This window comes from Prevotella sp. E13-27, assembly GCF_023217965.1.
Classification (GTDB): Bacteria; Bacteroidota; Bacteroidia; order Bacteroidales; family Bacteroidaceae; genus Prevotella.
On record NZ_JALPSC010000001.1, the window covers coordinates 2,120,841 to 2,141,649 of the forward strand.

Below are 20,809 nucleotides of genomic sequence, written 5' to 3' on the forward strand. Positions count from 1 at the left end.
TTGTGATTTTTTTGTCTCTTACAGCTCAAGGTCGCCGTCGTGGATCTCATGCCAAGGCAGACCCTGCTTGTTCAGCTGCTCCATGAATGGATCGGGATCGAACTCCTCAACGTTGAACACGCCTGGCTTCTTCCACAGACCCTTGCAGAACATCATGGCACCAATCATGGCAGGAACGCCTGTGGTGTAGCTCACACCCTGCATGCCAGTCTCCTTGTAGGCATCCTGGTGCTTGCAGTTGTTATATACATAATAGGTGTGCTCCTTGCCGTCGTTGCCGATACCACGGATGCGGCAGCCGATAGATGTCTCGCCCTCATAGTTCTCGCCGAGATCCTGTGGGTTGGGCAGCACGGCCTTGAGGAACTGCAGAGGTACAATCTTTACTTTTGCCACGCCTGAGCCGTCGGCCAGAGGTGCCTCGTAAACCACCTCGTCGATGCGGCTCATGCCGATGTTCTGAATAACATCGAGATGCTTAAGATACTGCTGGCCGAAGGTCATCCAGAAACGTGCACGCTTGATGGTGGGGTAGTTGATGACAAGCGACTCTATCTCCTCGTGGTGGAGCAGGTAGCTGTCGCGTGGACCAATGTTAGGATAGTTCAGATCCTTGTGAATCTCCAGTGGCTCTGTCTCAACCCACTTGCCATTCTCCCAATAGAGACCTTTCTGAGTAATCTCACGGATGTTTATCTCAGGGTTGAAGTTTGTTGCGAAGGCCTTGTGGTGGTCGCCAGCGTTGCAGTCAACGATGTCGAGATACTGAATCTCCTTGAAGTGATGCTTTGCTGCATAGGCAGTGTAGATGCTTGTCACGCCCGGGTCGAATCCGCAGCCGAGGATGGCTGTCAGACCTGCCTCGCGGAAGCGGTCGCGATAGGCCCACTGCCAAGAGTACTCGAAGTGTGCCTCGTCCTTTGGCTCATAGTTGGCTGTGTCGAGATAGTTGCAGCCGCATGCCAGGCAGGCATCCATGATGGTGAGGTCCTGATAGGGGAGGGCAAGGTTTATAACCAACTCGGGTTTGAAGTCGTTGAAGAGCGCCTTCAGCTGCTCCACATCGTCAGCATCGACCTGTGCTGTCTTGATCTTTAGTGGTGAGTGGTTAGAGAGAAGACCTTTAGCCTCTATTGCTTTTACAATCGCGTCACATTTCTCTTTGCGGCGTGAGGCAATCATGAATTCTGTAAACACGTCAGCATTCTGCGCAATCTTGAATGCTGCTACTGTTGCGACGCCACCGGCGCCAATCATTAATACTCTGCTCATATTCTTTTTTTAATAGTTTACTTTTTTAGTATATTCTTTGCCGTTCACGGCGAAGGTCAATGTTACCTGTGGATTGCTTACGCCGCTCATCTGCTTTGGCAGGTTGAATGTCATTGATAATCCCGCCTTGAGCTTGATGGTTGACGTCTCGTTCTCCTTGTCGCTAACGTCGAGCGCTCCTACGCCATCAACATAAAGGCTTTGTAGCGTAATGGTCTTAGAATAATTGTTGGTGACAGTCACAGGACAGTCTGACGTAACCTTGTTGTCTGTTTTTTCATAGTTACCACCACCGCGTTTTATGCCTACCTTGTCGGCAGGAATGAAGACGGTCACCTCGCAATAGTCGAAATAGTCGGCCACTCCGTCATATTGGCCGATGGATGCCTTAACGGTTATCTTTGCAGGATTGTCGTTGACGTTTCTGATTCGTGTTCCTCTGTTCACACTCTTTACCAATCCGTTAGTTGACACGCGTAGTATTTCGCTATTGCTGCTTGACCAGCTGATGCTCTTTTCCAGATTGGTCTTGGCATCGAGCTTGAACGAGTCGCCTTCCTCCAACTCGTGCTTCGCCTCGGTAAGATAGATATATTTATGCTGCTTTATGGGGAAACGCACTGTGTCGCCGAAGGTGGTGATGACTATAGTGTCAAGACGCTCGAAGGCATCGCCTGCAAAATATGGCACGCTGACCTTGTAGTAATACTGGTCTATGCCTTCCGTGGTCTTGTTTGACAGCGATATCCACGAAGCCTTCTTCGTAATTTTGAAGTCGGGAGTGAGAGTCTTTATGGGCAGGTTGAACTCGCCACCTGACTTCTGGAAGCTCATCTCCTTGCGCTGGTCGGCAAAGTTGATTACAATCTTAGGATTGGTCTTCTGCAGGATGTGAATCTTTGCAGTCTCCTGACCTGAGAACAGCAGTCGCATATCACCTTCACGCTTCTGGTTGGTGATGTTCTCACTGAAATTCAGCGTAAGCGTATCGTTGTATTCATCAGCTGGCTTGAGAATGCATTTAACCCAGTCGCCAGGCATTTCAATCTGGTACTTGGCATTACTCTTGACATGTAGGTCGATGCTCTTTGCAGTATGGTCTGTCTCAATCTTCTTGTCTTCAGAAATTATCAGAGACTGGTATTCCTGAGTAACTTTGAAGGTTGTCTTGACGGCGCTCTTTTCAATACTGCCATCAAGCAAGTAGAGAGTTACGGTCGCATTGCGACTTTCTAGGGCCTTGTTCATGCTGATATCATAGAATATCAGTTCCTTACCAACTAGTTTCGCCTTAATCCATCGGGCAACTTGCGTGGTCTGGTCATCAATAATCTGGCAGCTGATGTCTTTCAGGTCATGTTCAAAGCGCACCGTGTCTGTTTTCTGATCGTACCCCACAACGCGGTCTTCTATGGTAAGAGAATCAAATACCTCGTTGTGATGCTGTGTGATGAGTATTGCCTTGTGTGCAATAAGGCTGTCGGCAACTTCAGAAGTGCTTGCTGTAGGTATCATGCGGACAAGCGCCTGACGCAGTTCGTTGCCTTTGTACATGTCAGTATGTATCTTCAGGAACTGACCGCTTGAAAGTGATGCTTTGCACCATGATGCGTTTTCTTCGCCAACGCCCTTAATCTCAATCTTTGCCTTACTAAGCTCGTAGCCAAGGTTTATGAGAGTGTCGCATGCAGAATAGGGAATGCTTATTTCAGACATGTCAAGGCCATCGAACATCTTGTTCCTGGACTGGATGATCTTAAAATAAACCTTTACGTTCTCTTCGTAATTGTTTGCATTCTGCTCTGGAGTGAACAAAACGATCTGGGCACATCGATTGTTTATGGTAACGTTCTCCTCCACTTGTATTTCTATCTTGCCATTTGACAGCTTGATGTCTTTAAGCCATGTGGGCTTGTCGTTAGTGGCAGAGTCAGTAGCTTCCCATGACACCTGGCCGCCAAAGACGGCTTTGACTTCTATAGTGCGACTCTTCTCGTCGGCATCCATATAGACGTCATCAATCTTTAGTCCTTTAAGTGGTGAAGGAAACTTGTCTTTCTCCGTGCAGGAGAAGAGTAAAATGACAGTAAGGAGGCTTATGAAAAACTTGTAATAATGTTTCATCATCATTGTAATTGTTCTCTTTTAAGCTACAAAGGTAATGCTTTTTGTTGATATAGATGGCTTTTTGTCGTCAAAAAGTCCTATTTTCGCGTTTCAAACTGTTTGATTTTATCAATATAGTAGCTACGCAGGTCGCTCCAGCTATAATATGGCCATTGTTTCGTGGCGATGGGCAGCGATGCCTCGCGCTCGTTTAACAGGGCTTTCATGAGCACGTCGCCATCCTTGTTTTTCTTCGGACGATAGAACACCAGCTGAATGTTGCATGCCATGGGGAAGATATTGTAGTTGCGCCAATAGCGGTCGAGACTGTCGGGGTTCTCAACACTGATACCACATGAGTCGAGCTCAAGCAGACATGCAAGTGGCATGACGCATACCTCATGACCGAAACGGAGGGTGGCTTGTACGTTGGCCTTTGCTACAGAGCTGCCAAGGACGGTGTCGGCAGTCTCAATGATGTTCTTCAGAAGGTTCGTCTGGCTGAACGGCATCAAGCCACCTGTCTGTGGAGCAGCACCGTAGTCAAGATACCAGCCCCAGTTTCGTATGCACCACTGACTGTACATCTCGTCGGCAGTATAGAGTTTCAGAAGGTCAATGTCGGTGTCGTGGCTTTGCATGTTTGCTGCCACCTCGAAGAGATCGTACATGAGATTAACGGCATTGATGCTGTCCTTTACCCATCTCTGGTCGTTGAAGAGCACTTTCATTAGGCGCTCGGGTTTGGTGACGCGCTCCTGATAGGCGCGCTTCTCTTCCCATTTTACGCGTTTGCCATATTCCTTCAACTGTTCACTTCTTGGCTGGTTAAGGTAGTATTGTAGAGATTCACTCACATCGTTGTGTATGCGTGCCGTGGGGTTGGCTGCGGTAAACTCCTCGCATTCAGCTATCATGGAAAGAATGCAGCGTGGAACAACTGTTGAGCGTGCGTCTATGGCTACGTTCTTCTTCTTGAATATCTCAGGGAAGTGTTGAGTCATGCGCTTGCCTATGCCGTGATGCTGGCGCTCGCCAACTGTGGTGAGGTCGCCAAAACGCTTTATAGTACATGGGATGAACTTGTCAATAAGTGACAGTGTCTCTTTGCCTTCGGTGGTCAGCTTGCCCTGTTTGTCAGCCTTGCGCAACAAGTCTGCCACACGGGTGTAGTCCTTCTTGCCAATGAGCCAGCGAGAACCGTGACGACCATAGTGACTGAAGTAGAATGGTTCGTAGCCTTTGGGTGATGGCGTAAGGGGTTTTGTTGCAGGATAACGGTCATAGTCGAGGTAGTTACTGCCGCTAAGGTAGCGGTTCTCGGCTATCTCTTCGCGTGCACTCTTCTGAGCTTGGGCGCTAATAGAGATTATGGATATGGCTAAAAGAAGTAATGTCGTTCTCATGTCTTATATATTAATAATGTGGAATGCAAAAGTACAATATTTTATACAAACTGCCAAATTTGTGAAGAAAAGATGGTTTTCTTTTTGCGATTCCGCTGCTTATTAGTACCTTTGCACCGCTAAATTTAAACATATATTGTAAATATGATCAACATTACTTTTCCAGACGGATCTGTTCGCTCGTATGAACAGGGCGTAACTGGTCTTCAGATTGCCGAAAGCATTTCGCCTGCTTTGGCACGCAGCGTTCTTAGCTGTGGAGTGAATGGCGAGACTGTGGAGTTGAACCGCCCAATCATGGAGGATGCCAATATTGAACTCTACAAGTGGGAAGACGAGCAAGGTAAACATACCTTCTGGCACACTAGTGCCCACCTGCTGGCAGAGGCACTTCAGGAGTTGTATCCTGGTATTCAGTTCGGTTTCGGTCCTGCCATCGAGAACGGCTTCTTCTATGACGTGCTGCTGCCTAACGGCGAGAGCATCAAGGAGAGCGACTTCGCAAAGATAGAACAGAAGATGAAGGAACTGTCTTCAAAGAAAGAACCTGTTGTCCGTAAGGAGGTTGCCAAGGCCGATGCTCTTAAGGAGTTTGCTGCCGACGGTCAGACTTACAAGTGCGAGCACATTGAGCAGGACTTGGAAGATGGTACCATCACCACCTATACACAGGGCGCATTTACTGACCTCTGCCGTGGTCCGCACCTTGTTGATACAGGCGAAATCAAGGCAATCAAGCTTACTTCAGTGGCTGGCGCCTTCTGGCGTGGCGATGCTACACGTGAGCAGATGCAGCGTCTCTATGGCATCTCGTTCCCAAAGAAGAAGATGCTCGATGAGTATCTCGTGATGCTTGAAGAGGCAAAGAAGCGCGACCACCGTAAGATAGGTAAGGAGATGGAGCTGTTCATGTTCTCTGACAAGGTAGGTAAGGGACTTCCCATCTGGCTACCAAAGGGAACAGAGCTTCGCATCCGCCTGCAGGATCACCTGCGCAAGATTCAGAAGCGTTTCGGCTATCAGGAGGTTATCACTCCGCACATTGGCTCAAAGAACCTTTATATCACCTCTGGTCACTGGGATCACTATGGCAAGGACTCGTTCCAGCCTATCACCACACCTGAGGAGGGAGAGGTTTACATGCTGAAGCCAATGAACTGCCCTCATCACTGTGAGATCTTCGCATGGAAGCCACGTTCTTACCGTGACCTGCCACTGCGTATAGCAGAGTTCGGCACCGTTTACCGTTATGAGCAGTCGGGTGAGCTCCACGGATTCACTCGTGTGCGCTCGTTCACTCAGGACGATGCTCATATCTTCTGCCGTCCTGACCAGGTGAAGCAGGAGTTCCTCAACGTTATGGATATCATCAACATCGTGCTGAAGGCATTCGGCTTTGAGTTCGAGGCACAGATTTCCCTCCGTGACCCTAACGATCACGACAAGTATGTTGGTACCGATGAAGACTGGGCATTGGCTGAAAAGGCAATCCAGGAGGCTTGTCAGGAGAAGGGACTGCCAGCAAAGGTAGAATATGGCGAGGCAGCTTTCTATGGTCCTAAGCTCGACTTCATGATTAAGGATGCTATTGGTCGCCGTTGGCAGTTGGGTACTATTCAGGTTGACTATAACCTTCCTAAGCGTTTCCAACTGGAATATACCGATGAGGACAACCAGAAGAAGACTCCTGTTATGATTCACCGTGCACCATTCGGTTCATTGGAGCGCTTTACTGCAGTGCTTATTGAGCATACCAGTGGTCACTTCCCATTGTGGCTTACTCCCGACCAGGTGGCAATTCTTCCTTTGTCGGAGAAGTATAACGACTATGCACGCAAGGTTGCCAAGGAATTCGACCTGCAGGGTGTTCGTGCTACTATCGATGACCGTAACGAGAAGCTGGGTCGTAAGATCCGCGATAACGAGTTGAAGCGTATTCCTTACATGGTCATCGTCGGTGAGAAGGAAGAGGCTGAGGGAATGGTTTCTATGCGTCAGCAGGGTGGTGGCGAACAGGCTACCATGACCATTCAGCAGTTCATTGACAAGGTAAATGCCGAGGTTAAGGAACAAACAAAAGAATTCTAATTCTTTTTAATTGATAAGATAAGCCCTTTATCGTCAGAGTGTTCTACGATGAAGGGCTTTTCGTTGAATGTGTTTAGTAAGAACGCTCTTAGTGTTTTTCCTGATCTTTTGCTGTTTATTAGAAAAAAAGTGATAATCTGACCTATTTCTTGCTATAATGAACAATTTTGTTTAATTTTGCATCCCAGAAATATTTTAAATAGTGAAACAGACAAATACTTTTTTAAATCTAACTAAGACAATCGTTGTTGGGATGGCGATTCTTTTGTTTGCTGGCTGTATCAGGAGTGGCAATAAAGCAACTTCCGATGAGGCTTTACAATTAATAGAACAATCGTCTGCCGCAAAGGATTATAAAAGAATGCTTTTTCTTGCTGACAGTCTTGAAAAGGCGGGAGCAATAAGTGAAGGCGAAGGCTATTATTGGCAAGGTTTTGCAAGCTATAGAATGTCTCAGCGCCGTACAGCCGAGTTCTATTGGAAAGAATCAATGAATGCTACGGAGAATGCGACTGATAATGAAGAACTTGCAGTATATGCACGTTCGGCGAGTTATCTTGCAGGCTCCTACATTAGATATATGAATTTCCAAAGTGCTATGAAAGTGGTTAAGATTGCTTTGGAAAAACTTGACAAGTATAATCTTGATACATCCGACTATACAAATTTGCTTATCTTTGCCGGTTGTTGTCAGGCACATTTCAATGTTCAGGATACTAAGGTCAACGAACTTTTTGAACGTGCTTATGACCGTCACATGAAGAATATCGAATCTAACCAATCTATGGAGTCCTATCGCGATGCAGTGGTTGGCTTTATAAATATTGCATACGGCTGGCTTAGTGTAAAAAAATATGCACAAGGACTTGAGTGGACCAATAGGTTTGGTGAACTGATAGAGAATTATAAGATTATTTATCCCGATGATTCGTTGTATATAGATAAGCAATGGGCTCGATATAAGATATTCTCGGCAATCGGACTTGAAGGCCTTGGGCGCATGAGTGAGGCAACAAAAGCGTTTGATAACTATCAGCAAACAAAGTTCTCTCATACCTTTGAAGGACAGCTCGATGCCAGCGATTATCTCATGATGGCTGGTCATTGGGAAAAAGCAGCTAAGAACTTAAGTAATCTTGAGTTTCTTTTCCTGTCGGAACAAGCTGGCTCGTCGTTGGAAGACATTCAGAAGAATATGCTGAAGAAGTATAATGCCAACCTTAAGGCTGGCTATGCGGATTCTGCCAATGTTGTTGCAAACCAGATATGTCAGCGCCTTGACTCCGCTATTGTTAAATCGCAATATGAAGACTCGGAAGAACAGGAGTATATACGCCAAAAAGAGGAACAGATTCTACATCAACAGGAGCGTCTCTCGCGAGCACGTGTCTTGGGACTTGTCACAGCTATCATTTCACTTAGCGTATTCTTCGCTGTCTATACCGTTATACGTCATAAGGCGCAACGCCGACTGTCTAAGGCAAATGCTGAATTGGAAAAGAAAAACGAGCAGCTGCTTATAGCGAATGCACGTGCAGAAGAATCGGCAAGAATGAAGACAAACTTTATTCAGCAGATATCACATGAGATACGCACTCCGCTCAATATCCTTTCTGGTTTTACTCAAATTGTTACCACGCCAGGTATGGAGCTCGATGATGATACAAAGAGTGATATAAATAGGCAGATAACAGAAAACACTAATCGTATTACCGGATTGGTGAATAAGATGTTGGAGCTTTCCGATGTGAACAGCAAAACTGTTATTGACCGTGCGGACAACATTCCTGCTGTTCAGATAGCAGCGCAAGCTGTCGATGCGTCGGACATCGGTAATGCCGATCATCTTACTTTTAGTCTTGAGGTGATGCCCGATGTGGAGAACGTAATGATTCAAACCAATATCGACGCTGCTACACGAGCTCTTACCCTGGTGCTCGATAACGCTAAGAAGTTTACCCATCCGGCAGAAGCAAAACTTGGCATAGAGCATACTGAAAAGAAAGCTAAGGCTTCGCTCCTCGTGAGAAAAGATGGCGATAATATTCTCTTTGTCGTGGAAGATACGGGTATAGGTATTCCTCCTGAAGAGGCAGAACATATCTTTGAAGAGTTCGTTCAGTTAGATGAGTATTATGACGGAACAGGCATCGGACTTACCGTTGCACGCTCCTTGTGTCGTAGAATAGGTGGAGACGTGTTCCTTGATACACATTATGATAAAGGTGCTCGCTTTGTGATGAGCCTTCCGTATATACAAGAATAGCAATGATGAGCGTTGTAGATATATTGCTTCTTTCCGTGGCACTCGCAATGGATTGCTTCACAGTGTCAATCGTGGGAGGTGTCATTATGCAACGAAGAGTATGGCAAGTCATTTTAAGGACTGCCGTACTCTTCGGCTTTTTTCAGGCTGCCATGCCGTTAGCAGGATGGCTGGCAACGAGCAGCTTCGCACACTATATTGAGTCTTTCGACCATTGGATAGCCTTCACTCTGCTGGCTTATCTTGGAGTTGGCATGATACGCAACGCTTTCCAGCCTGAGGATGCTCCTCATTTTAATCCTGCCAGTCTCAAGACTCAGCTCGTGCAGTCTGTAGCTACAAGCATCGACGCGTTGGCGGTTGGCATATCAATGGCAATGACGGGCTATGAACGGGTGGCACAACTGACTATGCCACTTGTCATCATTGGTTTAGGCTCTTTTGGGTTTAGCATAGCTGGTTTCCTGTTTGGCGCACGTTTTGGTAATAGCATCCGCAGGAAAATCAAACCTGAACTTTTCGGCGGCCTAATCCTTTTGTTCATAGGAGCCAAGATACTTATCACGCATCTTTGTGAGTAAAAATGTTCATGATGAGGAATTGAAAAACATAAATAATCGTAAATAATGTAAAAAATGATAGTCGGATGCTTTGCTGATTATATAAAATATTGTAACTTTGCAGCCGATTTTTTAAAATAGTTAATGAAACCCGACAAAAAACAGAATCAGTATCGCGTAAATGAACAGATACGCGTGCGCGAAGTCCGCATCGTAGGTGAGAGCGGATCATCGGTGATGCCTACAAAACAAGCTTTGGATATGGCTCGTGATCAGGGCGTAGATCTTGTAGAGATTTCTCCTAATGCCAATCCTCCTGTATGCCGACTCATTGACTATTCAAAGTTCCTCTATCAGCAAAAGAAACGTGCGAAGGAAATGAAAGCCAAGCAGGTTAAGGTAGAGGTGAAAGAAATCCGTTTCGGACCTCAGACCGATGAGCATGACTATCAGTTCAAGCTCAAGCACGCCAAGGAGTTCCTTGAAGAGGGTAATAAAGTGCGTGCTTATGTATTCTTCCGCGGACGAAGCATTCTGTTCAAGGAACAGGGAGAAGTCCTGTTGCTTCGTTTTGCAAATGACTTGGAAGAAGTGGGCAAGGTAGAGTCAATGCCATCGCTCGAAGGAAAGAAGATGTTCATCTATATCGCACCTAAGAAGGCCGGTGTGGCTAAGAAGAGCCAGCAGGCTCGTGACCGCGAAGCTAGCGAGGCTGAGATGAAAGAGAACGCCAAACAGCAGAAGAGCGTTGAGGCAGACATGGAGACTCCGGCAAATGGAGGCCTTTTCGCAAATGCGAAGATTAGTGCTGACGCTTTGAAGAAGCTTACTGAGACTGAGGAAGAGGCGTAATAAAGTAATGTCGCGATGACACGATAGCGACAACAGAAAAGAAAGAAACAAGGTGCGCTGCGCCCGGTATATGCGTTGCCACCGCTATTAATAACAATTTAAAGTACAAAAAAATGCCAAAAGTAAAGACAAACTCTGGTGCAAAGAAGAGATTCGCTTTCACTGGAACAGGTAAGGTTAAGAGACATCACGCTTACCACAGCCACATTCTGACAAAGAAGACCAAGAAGCAGAAGCGTAACTTGGTTGGCTACACAATCGTAGACAACTCAAACATGAAGCAGGTTCGTGACCTGTTGTGTCTCCGTTAATTAACCTATTGTCTAACATTTAAAGTAAAGAAATTATGCCAAGATCAGTAAATCACGTTGCATCTAGAGCAAAACGTAAGAGAATTCTTAAGCTTACTCGCGGTTACTTTGGTGCCCGCAAGAATGTTTGGACAGTAGCCAAGAACACATGGGAGAAGGGTCTGACCTACGCCTATCGTGATCGCCGCAATAAGAAGCGCAACTTCCGCGCTCTGTGGATTCAGCGTATCAACGCTGCTGCTCGCCTCGAGGGTATGAGCTACAGCAAGTTGATGGGCGCTCTGAGCAAGGCCGGCATCGAGATCAACCGTAAGGTTCTCGCTGACCTCGCAATGAACAATCCTGAGGCTTTCAAGGCTATCGTTGCTAAGGTTAAGTAAATCTGAGCAAAGAAGCAAGATCAAAAAAGGCTGCGCATCGCGCAGCCTTTTTGTATTTTAAAACTTCCACCATGGCTTCTTCTTCGGGTGTATTCTCTCGTATGGTGTGAGTGTGGCACTTTGAACTTCTTCTATGATAAGGTCGTGCCAAGACTTGCGGCGTGTTACCATGCGGTATATGGTGCCCCAGTCGGGCAGGCCGCCAAGGTTACGGTCGTCAATCCACAGGTCAGCTTTCAGTTTGCGACTGAAGTACTGGTTGTTGTCTGTCGTCTCTTCAGGGTAGTCGCGGTTGACGGCGTAAAACTCTACGCCTCGGTCGCGGCACCATTTAACAGCGTCTTCCAGGTATTTGCCTTCGCGAACCGTCCATAGTATTATGCGGTGATGCTCTTTTATCAGCATCTTCAGTGTGTCTGTTGCGAATGGTATCTCTTCGCCAATGTCTGGGTACCTGTCTTCGACAATGGTACCGTCAAAATCAACTCCGATAATCATTTCCTTTTGTTTTCTTGAGTTTTTCATATAAGAAGGCATAGAGGGAGTTAGCGCCACTATGCCTTCAAAGGTGTGTTATGTGTGTTATTTCTTTATCGAATCGTCGCTCTTGTTGCCATAGTGGCTGTCAGCGTAGTTGCCGTATGCACCGAGGTTGCCATAGCTTCCGTAACCATATCGTCCATAGCCATAACGACCATATCCGTAGCCATATCCATAGCGTCCGTACTTGCCGTATTTGCCATAGCCGTAATAGTAACCGTACTTCTTCTTAGACATGTCAACGCCGTTGAGGACAATACACATATTCTTCAGCTTCTGCTCGCTGGCAAGTGTGTTAATGAGGGCAAAGCTTGTCTTCGGAGTGTAGTCGGCACGACAGACGAATGCAGTGACATCGGCATATTTGCCAATCTGCAGCGTGTCAGAAACAAGTCCTACAGGCGCTGTGTCGAGGATGATATAGTCGTACTTCTGATAAAGCAAATCTATAATTTCCTTCAGGCTTTCGCGTGCCAGCAACTCTGTTGGGTTTGGAGGTGTAGGACCGGCCAGCAACAGGTCGAGGTTATTGTTTATGCCAGATTCTACGATCTGATTAGCCAAATCGCTCATGGTGATATTGTCTTTCACTAGCAGCGATGTAATACCTTTGCTGCGGTCGGCGATGTTGAACAGTCTTCCAAGGGCAGGCTTACGTATGTCAAGACCCACGAGTATGGTCTTCTTGCCAAGCAGTGCAAAGCTGACTGCGAGGTTTGAAGCGTTGAACGTCTTACCCTCACCTGACGTTGATGATGTGAAGAGAATTACTTTCTGTCCTTCCGTCATCATGAACTGTATGTTCGTACGCATTGAACGGAATATCTCATCGGTCTGGTTGTTCTTGTTCTCGTGTACCACAATACCCGCTGCTGTCTTAGCACTCTCGTTTGCCACTGCCACATCGGCCACGATAGGCAGCGTGGTTAGACGTGCCACATCTTCGTGACCTTCAATCTTATAGCGCAGGAACTGAAGGAGGTAGAAGATGAGCAAAGGCAGCGCGAATCCGAGTACCAATGAGGCAAGCAGGATGATATTGTTCTTTGGGCTTACCTTACCGCCAAACGATGGCTCGTCAATGACACGGCCCTTGTCGGCTGTAGCAGCGAGCGAGATGGAGTTCTCCTCACGTTTCTGCAGCAACATAAGGTAAAGTCCTGACTTTACTTCCTGCTGACGTCCAATCTGAGTAAGTATGCGTTCCTGTTCAGGAGTGTTTGCCACCTTCTCCTGGTAGATGTTGTACTGATCCTCTATGCCCTGACGCTGGATATCGGCAGCTTTGCGAGCCTGCATGAGGGCGTCGTTGATACTGGCCTGCAGACGATCGAGCGTGTTAGTTATTGTCAATACCTGTGGAGAGTTGAGTGATACACCCTCGAGCATGCGGTTACGGTCCTGGACATTTTGGTTATAAGCGGCGATGAGTGATGATGACACTCCGTCGGTAAGGCCAATGTTTGAAGGAATAATCTGGTACTTGTTCTGAGGTTCAGTAACATATTCTCTCAGATAGTCGAGAAGCTGAAGCTGAGTATTTGCTTTGGCCAACTCCTCGGTATAGCGGTTTGACTGGGTCAGCACCTGTGTAGCATCAATGCGGAGCTGTGTAATGTTGTTACGCTTCTTGTAGCTCTCAAGTTCTCCTTCAGTGAGTCCGAGTTCGGCATTAATCTTCTCCAGACGGCTGTTGATGAATGTCTCAGTCTTGTAGGCTATCTCGTTTTTGTCTGCATTAGCCTGGCGGTTGTAGCAGATGGCCAACTGCTTCAGATAGTCAGCGGCACGCTCAGGATCTTGGTCAGTGATGACCAGCTGTGCTATAGATGTCATCTTCGATGTTGGAGCGACACTTAGCGTTGCGGCATATTGCGCAGCCTTGAACTTAGGTTGCGTTATCTTGACGTACATGGTTTGACCATTCGCCATGCCTTGCAGATTGTAGGGGTTGACGGTGATAGTGAAGCTGCCATAATTGGTCTTAACCGTAGCAGGCAAAGATTTGAACGTGGCTTCGAACGGTACCGGCATATCACGGTCAGATAGATAGTAGGTGTCGTCCTTGCGCTCAATCTTAAGTAGAATGGGGATTCTGAGGCTGTCAAGACTTGCTGGGTCAAGATCTACATCCACATACTGTGTCTTATACATGAGCTGTTCCGTGACACGTCCTTTGGTGGAATATTCATTGTAGAGTTTCAAGTCTTTGACGGCATCAAGAGCGAGACGCTTTGATGTCAGGATCTCCATCTCGTTCTCTATACCAGCCGAGTTGGTGATGAAGCCCAAGTCCTGCATGTTAGCAAGACTGTTGGCTCCTCTACGATTGCTCTGCTCTTCCTTGATGAGCATCTTTAATGACATCTGATATGTGGGGGTGGCATATCTCAGATAGATTAGCGCTCCAGATACGAAAATAATCATTGAGAGGAGAAACCATTGCCAGTTGAGCACAATGATTGCGAAAATGGTACGGATGTCGAAAGAAGAAGACTCTTCTTCTCTTGAAATCAACTCTTTCTCATCGATTTGAGCGTTGTTACGTATTTCTTCCATTTCTATTTTTTATGGGGTTTGTTATTATTTTTGTTTTTACTTTTCTTTGACTAATTGTAACAGATACTGTCCGTAGCTGTTCTTTATCATCGGTTTTGCCAACTCTTCAAGTTGGTCTTTGGTAATCCATCCTTTCTTAAATGCAATTTCTTCCAAACACGCTACCTTAAGACCTTGGCGCTTTTCTATTACCTCAATGAATGTACTTGCCTCTGCCAGAGAGTCGTGGGTGCCAGTGTCGAGCCATGCGAAGCCGCGCTGAAGTGTCTGCACCTTAAGCGACTTTTCTTCAAGGTATTTCTGATTGACAGTTGTTATCTCCAGCTCTCCACGTGCACTTGGCTTGATGGTCTTGGCTATCTCTACGACGCTGTTAGGATAGAAATAGAGTCCAACCACGGCATAGTTTGACTTTGGATGCTCTGGCTTCTCCTCAATACTCAGACAGTTGCCCTGCTCGTCGAACTCTGCCACTCCGTAGCGCTCAGGATCGTTGACATAGTATCCAAACACGGAAGCCTGATTGTTTTTCTCTGCGTTTTCAACACTCTGGCGCAGCAGGCCCGTAAAGCCTGAACCATAGAAGATGTTGTCGCCAAGTACGAGGCATGCGCAGTCATTTCCGATGAACTTCTCGCCAATGATGAATGCTTGGGCAAGACCATCGGGCGAGGGCTGTTCTGCATATTCAAAATGAACGCCAAGCTCACTGCCGTCGCCAAGCAGACGCTTGAATCCTGGCAAGTCGAATGGCGTCGATATTATAAGTATCTCACGTATTCCAGCAAGCATCAATACCGAGATGGGATAGTAAATCATCGGTTTGTCGAAAATAGGTATGAGCTGTTTGCTGATTCCTTTCGTGATGGGGTAGAGACGTGTGCCGCTGCCACCTGCTAGTACAATACCTTTCATATTATTTCAAATAACGTTATTTTTGTGTGCAAAGATACGAAAAAAAATGTTGTTATGCGTGTTTTTAATTAAAAAATGCCCGAATATGCAGAAAAAAGACTAACTTTGCACAAAATTTTAAGCAATTATGAACTTTTTTTCAAAATTATTCGGCAAAAAGACTGCCGACGATACAAAATCGAAAACAGGTGGCATTGAGGATTTCATGACACTCATCAGAGTTTACTTCCAGGCTGTTCTGGCTTCAGAACTCAATATTTCCAACCTTGCCTCTCTGCCCGACCTTCGCGTGTTCAAAACTACGCTTCGTGTGCCTACCCAGGGTAAGCTCGGAATAGCTGAGCGTACTCGTTGTAAGAGCATGCTGAAGGAAATGTATGAGATGGATGACCAGTTCTTTAAGGAGATTGACCAAAGTATCCGTCGCCGCTGTAAGAAACTTCAGGATGTGCAGCCATATATGTATCAGTTCCAAGGTTATGTGCAGGGCATAATGATGCTTACAGGAAATCTTATGAGCTACAAGATGCGTCTTCCTGGATTCATGAAGAAAATGCTTTACCAAATCACGGAAAAGACTGTCAATGACATATTTAATAAAAATGACTTCACTGATGCAAGTGTCATCAAGACCGTTGTTGAGGTAAGGGAAATGAACAAACGCCTTGGATTCTCTCAGCAGTGGACTACCGACTTTGTGTATCGTGTTGTTATGCTGTCTAAGAAGGAAAAACAACCACAGAATACAAACGACTAGAAGGTATTGTTCAATATTGCAAGTTAATAATTGTGAATTATAGGTTTGTAAGATTAAAACCTGTTAACGGGGTGCAAAGTATTTTTCCGTAATTCCAATTATTTGACTTAAAATATTACCTTTGTAACACTAAAACATAATAGTCATGACCGAAAGCGAGAAAGCTTTAGCTACGTTTCAGACCCGTGTGCGGCAGTTGCTCCTCCGTTTTCAAGAATTGAAAAAGGAGAACAGTGACTTGTATGCCATGGTCGAAAAGAACGAACAGGACATAAAAAGCCTGCAGGCAAAGATTCAGCAAGACGAGCGTGACTATCAGTCGCTGAAAATGGCTAAGATGATCGAGATTACCGATAGCGACCTTCAGGGTGCCAAGGACCGGTTGGCAAAGCTTATTCGCGACGTTAATAAATGCATTGCTATCCTCAGCAACGAAGAGTAGGTAAAAAGCGATGGCAGAAGAAAAAAATAAGGAGACACTAAATATCAGGTTGCATGTCTATGACGAAGACATCTTGACCGTGCTTCACAATCGTGAAGACGAAGAGTACTATCGTGCTGCAGCCAAGCTCATCTCTGAGCGATATGGCGCTTATGCCCAGGTTTATAAGGGACGTAAGAGCGACCATACTATTGCCTTGATGACGCTTATTGAGATAGCCCTGCGCTATGAGCGCGAGCTTGCCAAGAATGATACGTCTCCCTATGAAAATATTCTCTCGCAGCTTACTTCTGAGATTGAGGAAGTGCTGAAATAGAGAATATTAACATTATATATATATTATGGATCTAATTTTTGTGTTATTGATTGCCGCAGGCGCTCTCGCTTTGGGAGGAGTCTGTGGATACCTTGTTTTTCGCTATGTCCTGAAAGGCAAATACAAGGAAATGGTTGACGCAGCCGAGAAAGAGGCTGAAGTCATAAAGGAAAAGAAACTGCTTGAGGTTAAGGAGAAGTTCATTAATAAAAAGGCTGAACTTGAGAAAGAGGTGCAGCAGCGCAACCAGCACATCCAACAGAATGAGAACCGTCTGAAGCAGCGCGAGATTTCTCTTAATCAGCGTCAGGAAGAACTCGGACGTCGCAAGAACGATCTTGACAATCAGCAGCAGCGCATAGACAATGAGAAGAAAACCCTTGCACTGAAGCAGGAAGAACTTGGCAAGATGCAGCAAAAGGAGCGTGAGAAGCTCGAAGAACTCTCAGGCCTTAGCGCTGAAGAGGCTCGCAATCGCCTTGTAGAATCACTCAAGGATGAGGCTAAGACTCAGGCTGCAAGCTATATCAACGAGATAATGGACGAGGCAAAACTCAATGCCAATGCTCAGGCCAAGAAGATTGTCATTCAGACCATACAGCGCGTAGCTACTGAGACTGCTGTCGAGAACTCAGTCAGCGTGTTCCATATTGACAATGACGAGGTTAAGGGACGCATCATCGGACGTGAAGGACGTAATATACGTGCACTTGAAGCAGCTTGTGGCGTTGAGATTGTTGTCGATGACACTCCAGAGGCTATTGTCATCTCTGCGTTCGATCCCGTTCGCCGCGAGGTGTGCCGTTTGGCTCTGCATCAGCTTGTCAGCGATGGTCGCATACACCCGGCACGTATCGAAGAAGTTGTTACAAAGGTTAAGAAGCAGCTCGAGAACGAGATTATCGAGACAGGTAAGCGCACAACCATAGACCTCGGTATCCATGGACTCCATCCAGAGCTCGTACGCATCGTTGGTAAGATGAAATATCGTAGCAGCTATGGTCAGAACCTGTTGCAGCATGCTCGTGAGACCGCCAATCTCTGTGCTGTTATGGCTTCAGAGCTTGGCTTGAATCCCAAGAAAGCAAAGCGTGCCGGACTGCTCCACGATATTGGTAAGGTGCCCGATGAGGAGAGCGAGTTGCCACACGCACTCTATGGCGCAAAGATTGCAGAGAAATATAAGGAGAAACCTGATATCTGCAATGCCATTGGTGCTCACCACGATGAGATGGAGATGCAGACTCTGCTGGCTCCTATCGTGCAGGTCTGCGATGCCATAAGTGGTGCCCGTCCAGGTGCACGCCGTGAGATCGTTGAGGCTTACATCAAGCGTCTTAACGACCTCGAGGCAATAGCTATGAGCTATCCTGGTGTGACAAAGACTTATGCTATTCAGGCTGGTCGTGAGCTGCGTGTTATCGTTGGTGCTGACAAGATGGATGATGCTGAGACTGAGGCACTCAGCGGTGAGATTGCAACTAAGATTCAGAACGAGATGACCTATCCTGGTCAGGTGAAGATCACTGTTATCCGTGAGACTCGTTCAGTAGCATACGCTAAATAGTTCTATAATTTCTCTAAGAAAAGATATACATCTTTATTTTTATTATAAAGTGAACCCCAGAAGCCTTGAAAACTTCTGGGGTTCATTGTTTATTGATGTAGGATGCTATTATTTCAGCATCACCTTGCTGCTTTTCATCTGTCCGTTGGGAAGACGGTCTATGCGGATGAATACTCCTTGCTTGGGACTGCTGATATGCATGCCCTGTAGGGTGTAGTAAGTGGTTGATACAGTGGTGTTGTCAAGGCTTTTGATGCCTGTCGATGAAGAGCCTGCCTTGCCCGAAATTACCACATTAGCTAGTCCCATGGTCTTCGTGTTGGTGTTATAGGGAATGTCGTAGAGGTGAATGACGAGCGAACTCGTAGCCGTAGTGGCTTTGCCTTGAAAAGTATTGTTTATTGTAGTATATTTTGGAGTGGCGTTGTCACGGTTTGCCAGTTGGTCTTCGGCAATCTCTACACGGGTTCCGTCGCTGTAGAGCCAATAGGCCTGAAACTTTCCGTGGTCGGTGCCGAAACGAGTGGCATTGAACGATACACCAGTGGGCTGAAAACGGTAGCCGCTTTTGGGGGTGATGCTGAATGTTACGGCATTTCCATCAGTAGCATTCGCGTCTGAACTCTCGTCGGTGATGGTGAAGGCGGTCATGTCGAAGCCTACGTTTTTCTTGCCGTTTACCTGCAGGTGCGAACCTACAGTCATGACAGGCGTCTCCAGATAGTCACCAATGGCTGAAGAGAAAGCATAGGCTGGCTGGTTGGTGCCTTCTGAGAGAGGCCAGCTGATATCTCCTTCTTGGCCTACCACGGGTGTGTCATCATCGGAACTGGGGCCGTTGATAGCGTCAACCTTGGTGCCGTCTTCTTTAGTATAGGCAGGATAGTATTCTTCAACGTCATCGGTAGCATCAGCATTGCCACCGAGCATGATGTCCTGCACAAGCGAGTTGGCATAGACCTCGATATTGGTGTAGTACTTCTTTGCGTCGAGGGTGTAGAGCTGAGCATCGGCAGCACTGTTGGGGTCCAAGCCGTTGGCTGTTTCCCATGCATCGGGGATACCGTCGTTATCTGTATCAAAGCCTGTTTCACGGCTGCCAGTGCCAAAATTCGCCTCAGTGTAACCATTCACATCGCTCACCTTGTCTATGCGGCCTTTCTTGCCCGTTACAGAGCCTGTATAGGTGGCTGTGCCGTTCTTGGCCTCGGTCATGTAGCGCGAGTCTACATCATCGCGATTCAGCGATGCACCTGCGTAAGCCAGTACCTTGTTGAAAGCCTGGTTTGCTGTATGTGTGGTTACTATTCCGGCGTCAATAGGATTGTCGAGCTTAATTTTCACGCAGTCGGTGCCTGAACCGTTCTTTACATAGGTGACATTTGAACCATAGTAATGGTTGGGGTCCTGCGTATAGCGCTCGCCATTGATGGTCTGCACGCCCGAGTCATAGGCAATGTTCGACCAGTCATAGCTTTCACTGTTGTTCACACGGTTGCCCTTGATATAGTAACGGCTAGTCATGTCCCAGTATTTCTCATAGCCTGAAGCCGAGGTGCTGTTAGCTATTGAGATCTGAGTAACGCGCGAAGTGCTGCCTGCAGGTCCCGTCTTGTAATAGTTGTTAATCATGTTCACGTAGCCGCCACCAGGACCACCGTAGCATCCGTTGGCGCAGTTGTAAATGACACAGTTGCGGAAGTCAACATTCTCGGCCTGAACAGCATTCTCCCAGTTATATTGGCTGTAGAGCTTGTTGCCGGTATAGCCCGTCCAGTCATAGCGCGCACCGTTGAAACGTGGTGAACGGTTGTTCACATGACAGATTAGGTTGTGGTGGAATGATGCCAGTTTGCCGCCCCAGATGCCGCCATAGCCATGAGCACCTTTGCCGTGACCGGCTTCGTTGAGGCTCTCACCTATGGTGCACCATTGCAGGGTGAAGTTGTTGTTGTCATAGAAAGAAGCAACCTCGTCGATACTCCACGAGAAAGAACAATGGTCGAGCATCATCCCAGTATAGTGGCGTGCTGTTGAGGCATCGGCACCGTCGTTTACGTCTTTCTCCTGTCCGCGACGGATGCGGATGAAGCGCATAACGATATTATTGCCGTTAGGGTTAACGGTATAGTAGCGCAGGGTAATGCCGGGAGCAGGAGCCGTCTGTCCCAGAATGGTGGTGTTGGCACCAATGTTAACATCACTCTCCAAGGCAATGACACCAGCAACATCGAAGACTACAATCTTCTTGTCGGTGCCTTTCACGGCTTGACGGAACGAGCCTGTGCCAGAGTCGTTAAGGTTTGTTACATGTACAATCTTTCCGCCACGTCCGCCAGCGGTGTAGCGTCCGTGACCTTCTGCACCAGGGAATGCCGGTGCCTGTGCCTGTGCGGTAAGGGCAATTGCCGCAATAGCGATGGTTGTAAGTAGTTTCTTCATATTCTTTTTGTTTGGGTAGGTGCAACAAAA

17 protein-coding genes are annotated in these 20,809 nt (G+C 46.8%); 10 read left to right on the forward strand and 7 right to left on the reverse strand.

The genetic code is table 11. The features are described 5' to 3' along the window. Positions 1 to 18: 18 nt before the first annotated feature. From M1L52_RS08380 to M1L52_RS08390, 3 genes are all read right to left on the reverse strand, one after another. Positions 19 to 1,272: a saccharopine dehydrogenase family protein gene (locus M1L52_RS08380; protein ID WP_248614480.1), complete on the reverse strand. Its 1,254-nt coding sequence runs from the start codon at positions 1,270 to 1,272 to the stop codon at positions 19 to 21. Positions 1,273 to 1,281: 9 nt separating this feature from the next. Further along, a complete protein-coding gene (locus M1L52_RS08385; protein ID WP_248614481.1) occupies positions 1,282 to 3,402 on the reverse strand; it encodes a hypothetical protein in 2,121 nt (706 codons plus the stop codon). A gap of 74 nt (positions 3,403 to 3,476) precedes the next feature. Beyond that, entirely contained in the window at positions 3,477 to 4,784 is a 1,308-nt protein-coding gene (locus tag M1L52_RS08390) for a histidine-type phosphatase (RefSeq protein WP_248614482.1), read from the reverse strand. 144 nt (positions 4,785 to 4,928) lie between these two features. On the opposite strand from M1L52_RS08390, the gene thrS reads away from it, so the two are divergent. The 6 genes from thrS to rplT all read left to right on the forward strand — a co-directional run bounded on the left by thrS (position 4,929) and on the right by rplT (position 11,241). After that, positions 4,929 to 6,872 carry a threonine--tRNA ligase gene (thrS, locus tag M1L52_RS08395; RefSeq protein ID WP_248614483.1) on the forward strand — a complete coding sequence of 648 codons (1,944 nt, stop codon included), beginning with the start codon at positions 4,929 to 4,931 and terminating at the stop codon, positions 6,870 to 6,872. 361 nt (positions 6,873 to 7,233) lie between these two features. Continuing rightward, complete coding sequence (locus M1L52_RS08400) at positions 7,234 to 9,138, forward strand: sensor histidine kinase (RefSeq protein WP_248614484.1); 1,905 nt, start codon at positions 7,234 to 7,236, stop codon at positions 9,136 to 9,138. 5 nt (positions 9,139 to 9,143) lie between these two features. Further along, positions 9,144 to 9,719: a manganese efflux pump MntP family protein gene (locus M1L52_RS08405; protein ID WP_248614597.1), complete on the forward strand. Its 576-nt coding sequence runs from the start codon at positions 9,144 to 9,146 to the stop codon at positions 9,717 to 9,719. Positions 9,720 to 9,842: 123 nt separating this feature from the next. Further along, on the forward strand, positions 9,843 to 10,550 hold the full coding sequence (gene infC, locus M1L52_RS08410; protein WP_248614485.1) for a translation initiation factor IF-3: 708 nt from the start codon (positions 9,843 to 9,845) through the stop codon (positions 10,548 to 10,550). 113 nt (positions 10,551 to 10,663) lie between these two features. Then, positions 10,664 to 10,861, forward strand: a complete 198-nt coding sequence (rpmI, locus tag M1L52_RS08415; RefSeq protein WP_248614486.1) for a 50S ribosomal protein L35 — start codon at positions 10,664 to 10,666, stop codon at positions 10,859 to 10,861. Between the two features lie 35 nt (positions 10,862 to 10,896). Continuing rightward, positions 10,897 to 11,241, forward strand: coding sequence for a 50S ribosomal protein L20 (rplT, locus tag M1L52_RS08420; RefSeq protein ID WP_248614487.1), 345 nt, complete (start codon positions 10,897 to 10,899; stop codon positions 11,239 to 11,241). Between the two features lie 57 nt (positions 11,242 to 11,298). Here the strand turns inward: rplT and M1L52_RS08425 are convergent, their stop codons facing one another. The 3 genes from M1L52_RS08425 to rfbA form a co-directional block, all read right to left on the reverse strand. Continuing rightward, positions 11,299 to 11,739 carry a BT0820 family HAD-type phosphatase gene (locus tag M1L52_RS08425; RefSeq protein ID WP_248614488.1) on the reverse strand — a complete coding sequence of 147 codons (441 nt, stop codon included), beginning with the start codon at positions 11,737 to 11,739 and terminating at the stop codon, positions 11,299 to 11,301. An 84-nt stretch (positions 11,740 to 11,823) separates the two neighbouring features. Then, on the reverse strand, positions 11,824 to 14,340 hold the full coding sequence (locus M1L52_RS08430) for a GumC family protein (RefSeq protein ID WP_248614489.1): 2,517 nt from the start codon (positions 14,338 to 14,340) through the stop codon (positions 11,824 to 11,826). Positions 14,341 to 14,376: 36 nt separating this feature from the next. Then, the gene (gene rfbA / locus M1L52_RS08435; protein WP_248614490.1) at positions 14,377 to 15,255 is read right to left on the reverse strand and encodes a glucose-1-phosphate thymidylyltransferase RfbA; all 879 of its coding nucleotides are present in this window, start codon (positions 15,253 to 15,255) and stop codon (positions 14,377 to 14,379) included. Positions 15,256 to 15,382: 127 nt separating this feature from the next. Between rfbA and M1L52_RS08440 the strand changes: the two genes are divergently transcribed. The 4 genes from M1L52_RS08440 (at position 15,383) to rny (ending at position 18,337) form a co-directional block, all read left to right on the forward strand. Further along, positions 15,383 to 16,012 (forward strand): hypothetical protein, encoded by a 630-nt coding sequence (locus M1L52_RS08440; RefSeq protein WP_248614491.1) that lies wholly within the window; start codon positions 15,383 to 15,385, stop codon positions 16,010 to 16,012. Positions 16,013 to 16,157: 145 nt separating this feature from the next. Beyond that, complete coding sequence (locus tag M1L52_RS08445; RefSeq protein WP_248614492.1) at positions 16,158 to 16,454, forward strand: hypothetical protein; 297 nt, start codon at positions 16,158 to 16,160, stop codon at positions 16,452 to 16,454. A gap of 10 nt (positions 16,455 to 16,464) precedes the next feature. Further along, a complete protein-coding gene (locus M1L52_RS08450) occupies positions 16,465 to 16,770 on the forward strand; it encodes a cell division protein ZapA (protein WP_248614493.1) in 306 nt (101 codons plus the stop codon). Between the two features lie 25 nt (positions 16,771 to 16,795). Next, on the forward strand, positions 16,796 to 18,337 hold the full coding sequence (gene rny, locus M1L52_RS08455) for a ribonuclease Y (protein ID WP_248614494.1): 1,542 nt from the start codon (positions 16,796 to 16,798) through the stop codon (positions 18,335 to 18,337). Between the two features lie 108 nt (positions 18,338 to 18,445). On the opposite strand, the gene M1L52_RS08460 is transcribed toward rny, so the two are convergent. After that, positions 18,446 to 20,779: a pectate lyase gene (locus M1L52_RS08460; protein ID WP_248614495.1), complete on the reverse strand. Its 2,334-nt coding sequence runs from the start codon at positions 20,777 to 20,779 to the stop codon at positions 18,446 to 18,448. Positions 20,780 to 20,809: the final 30 nt, after the last annotated feature.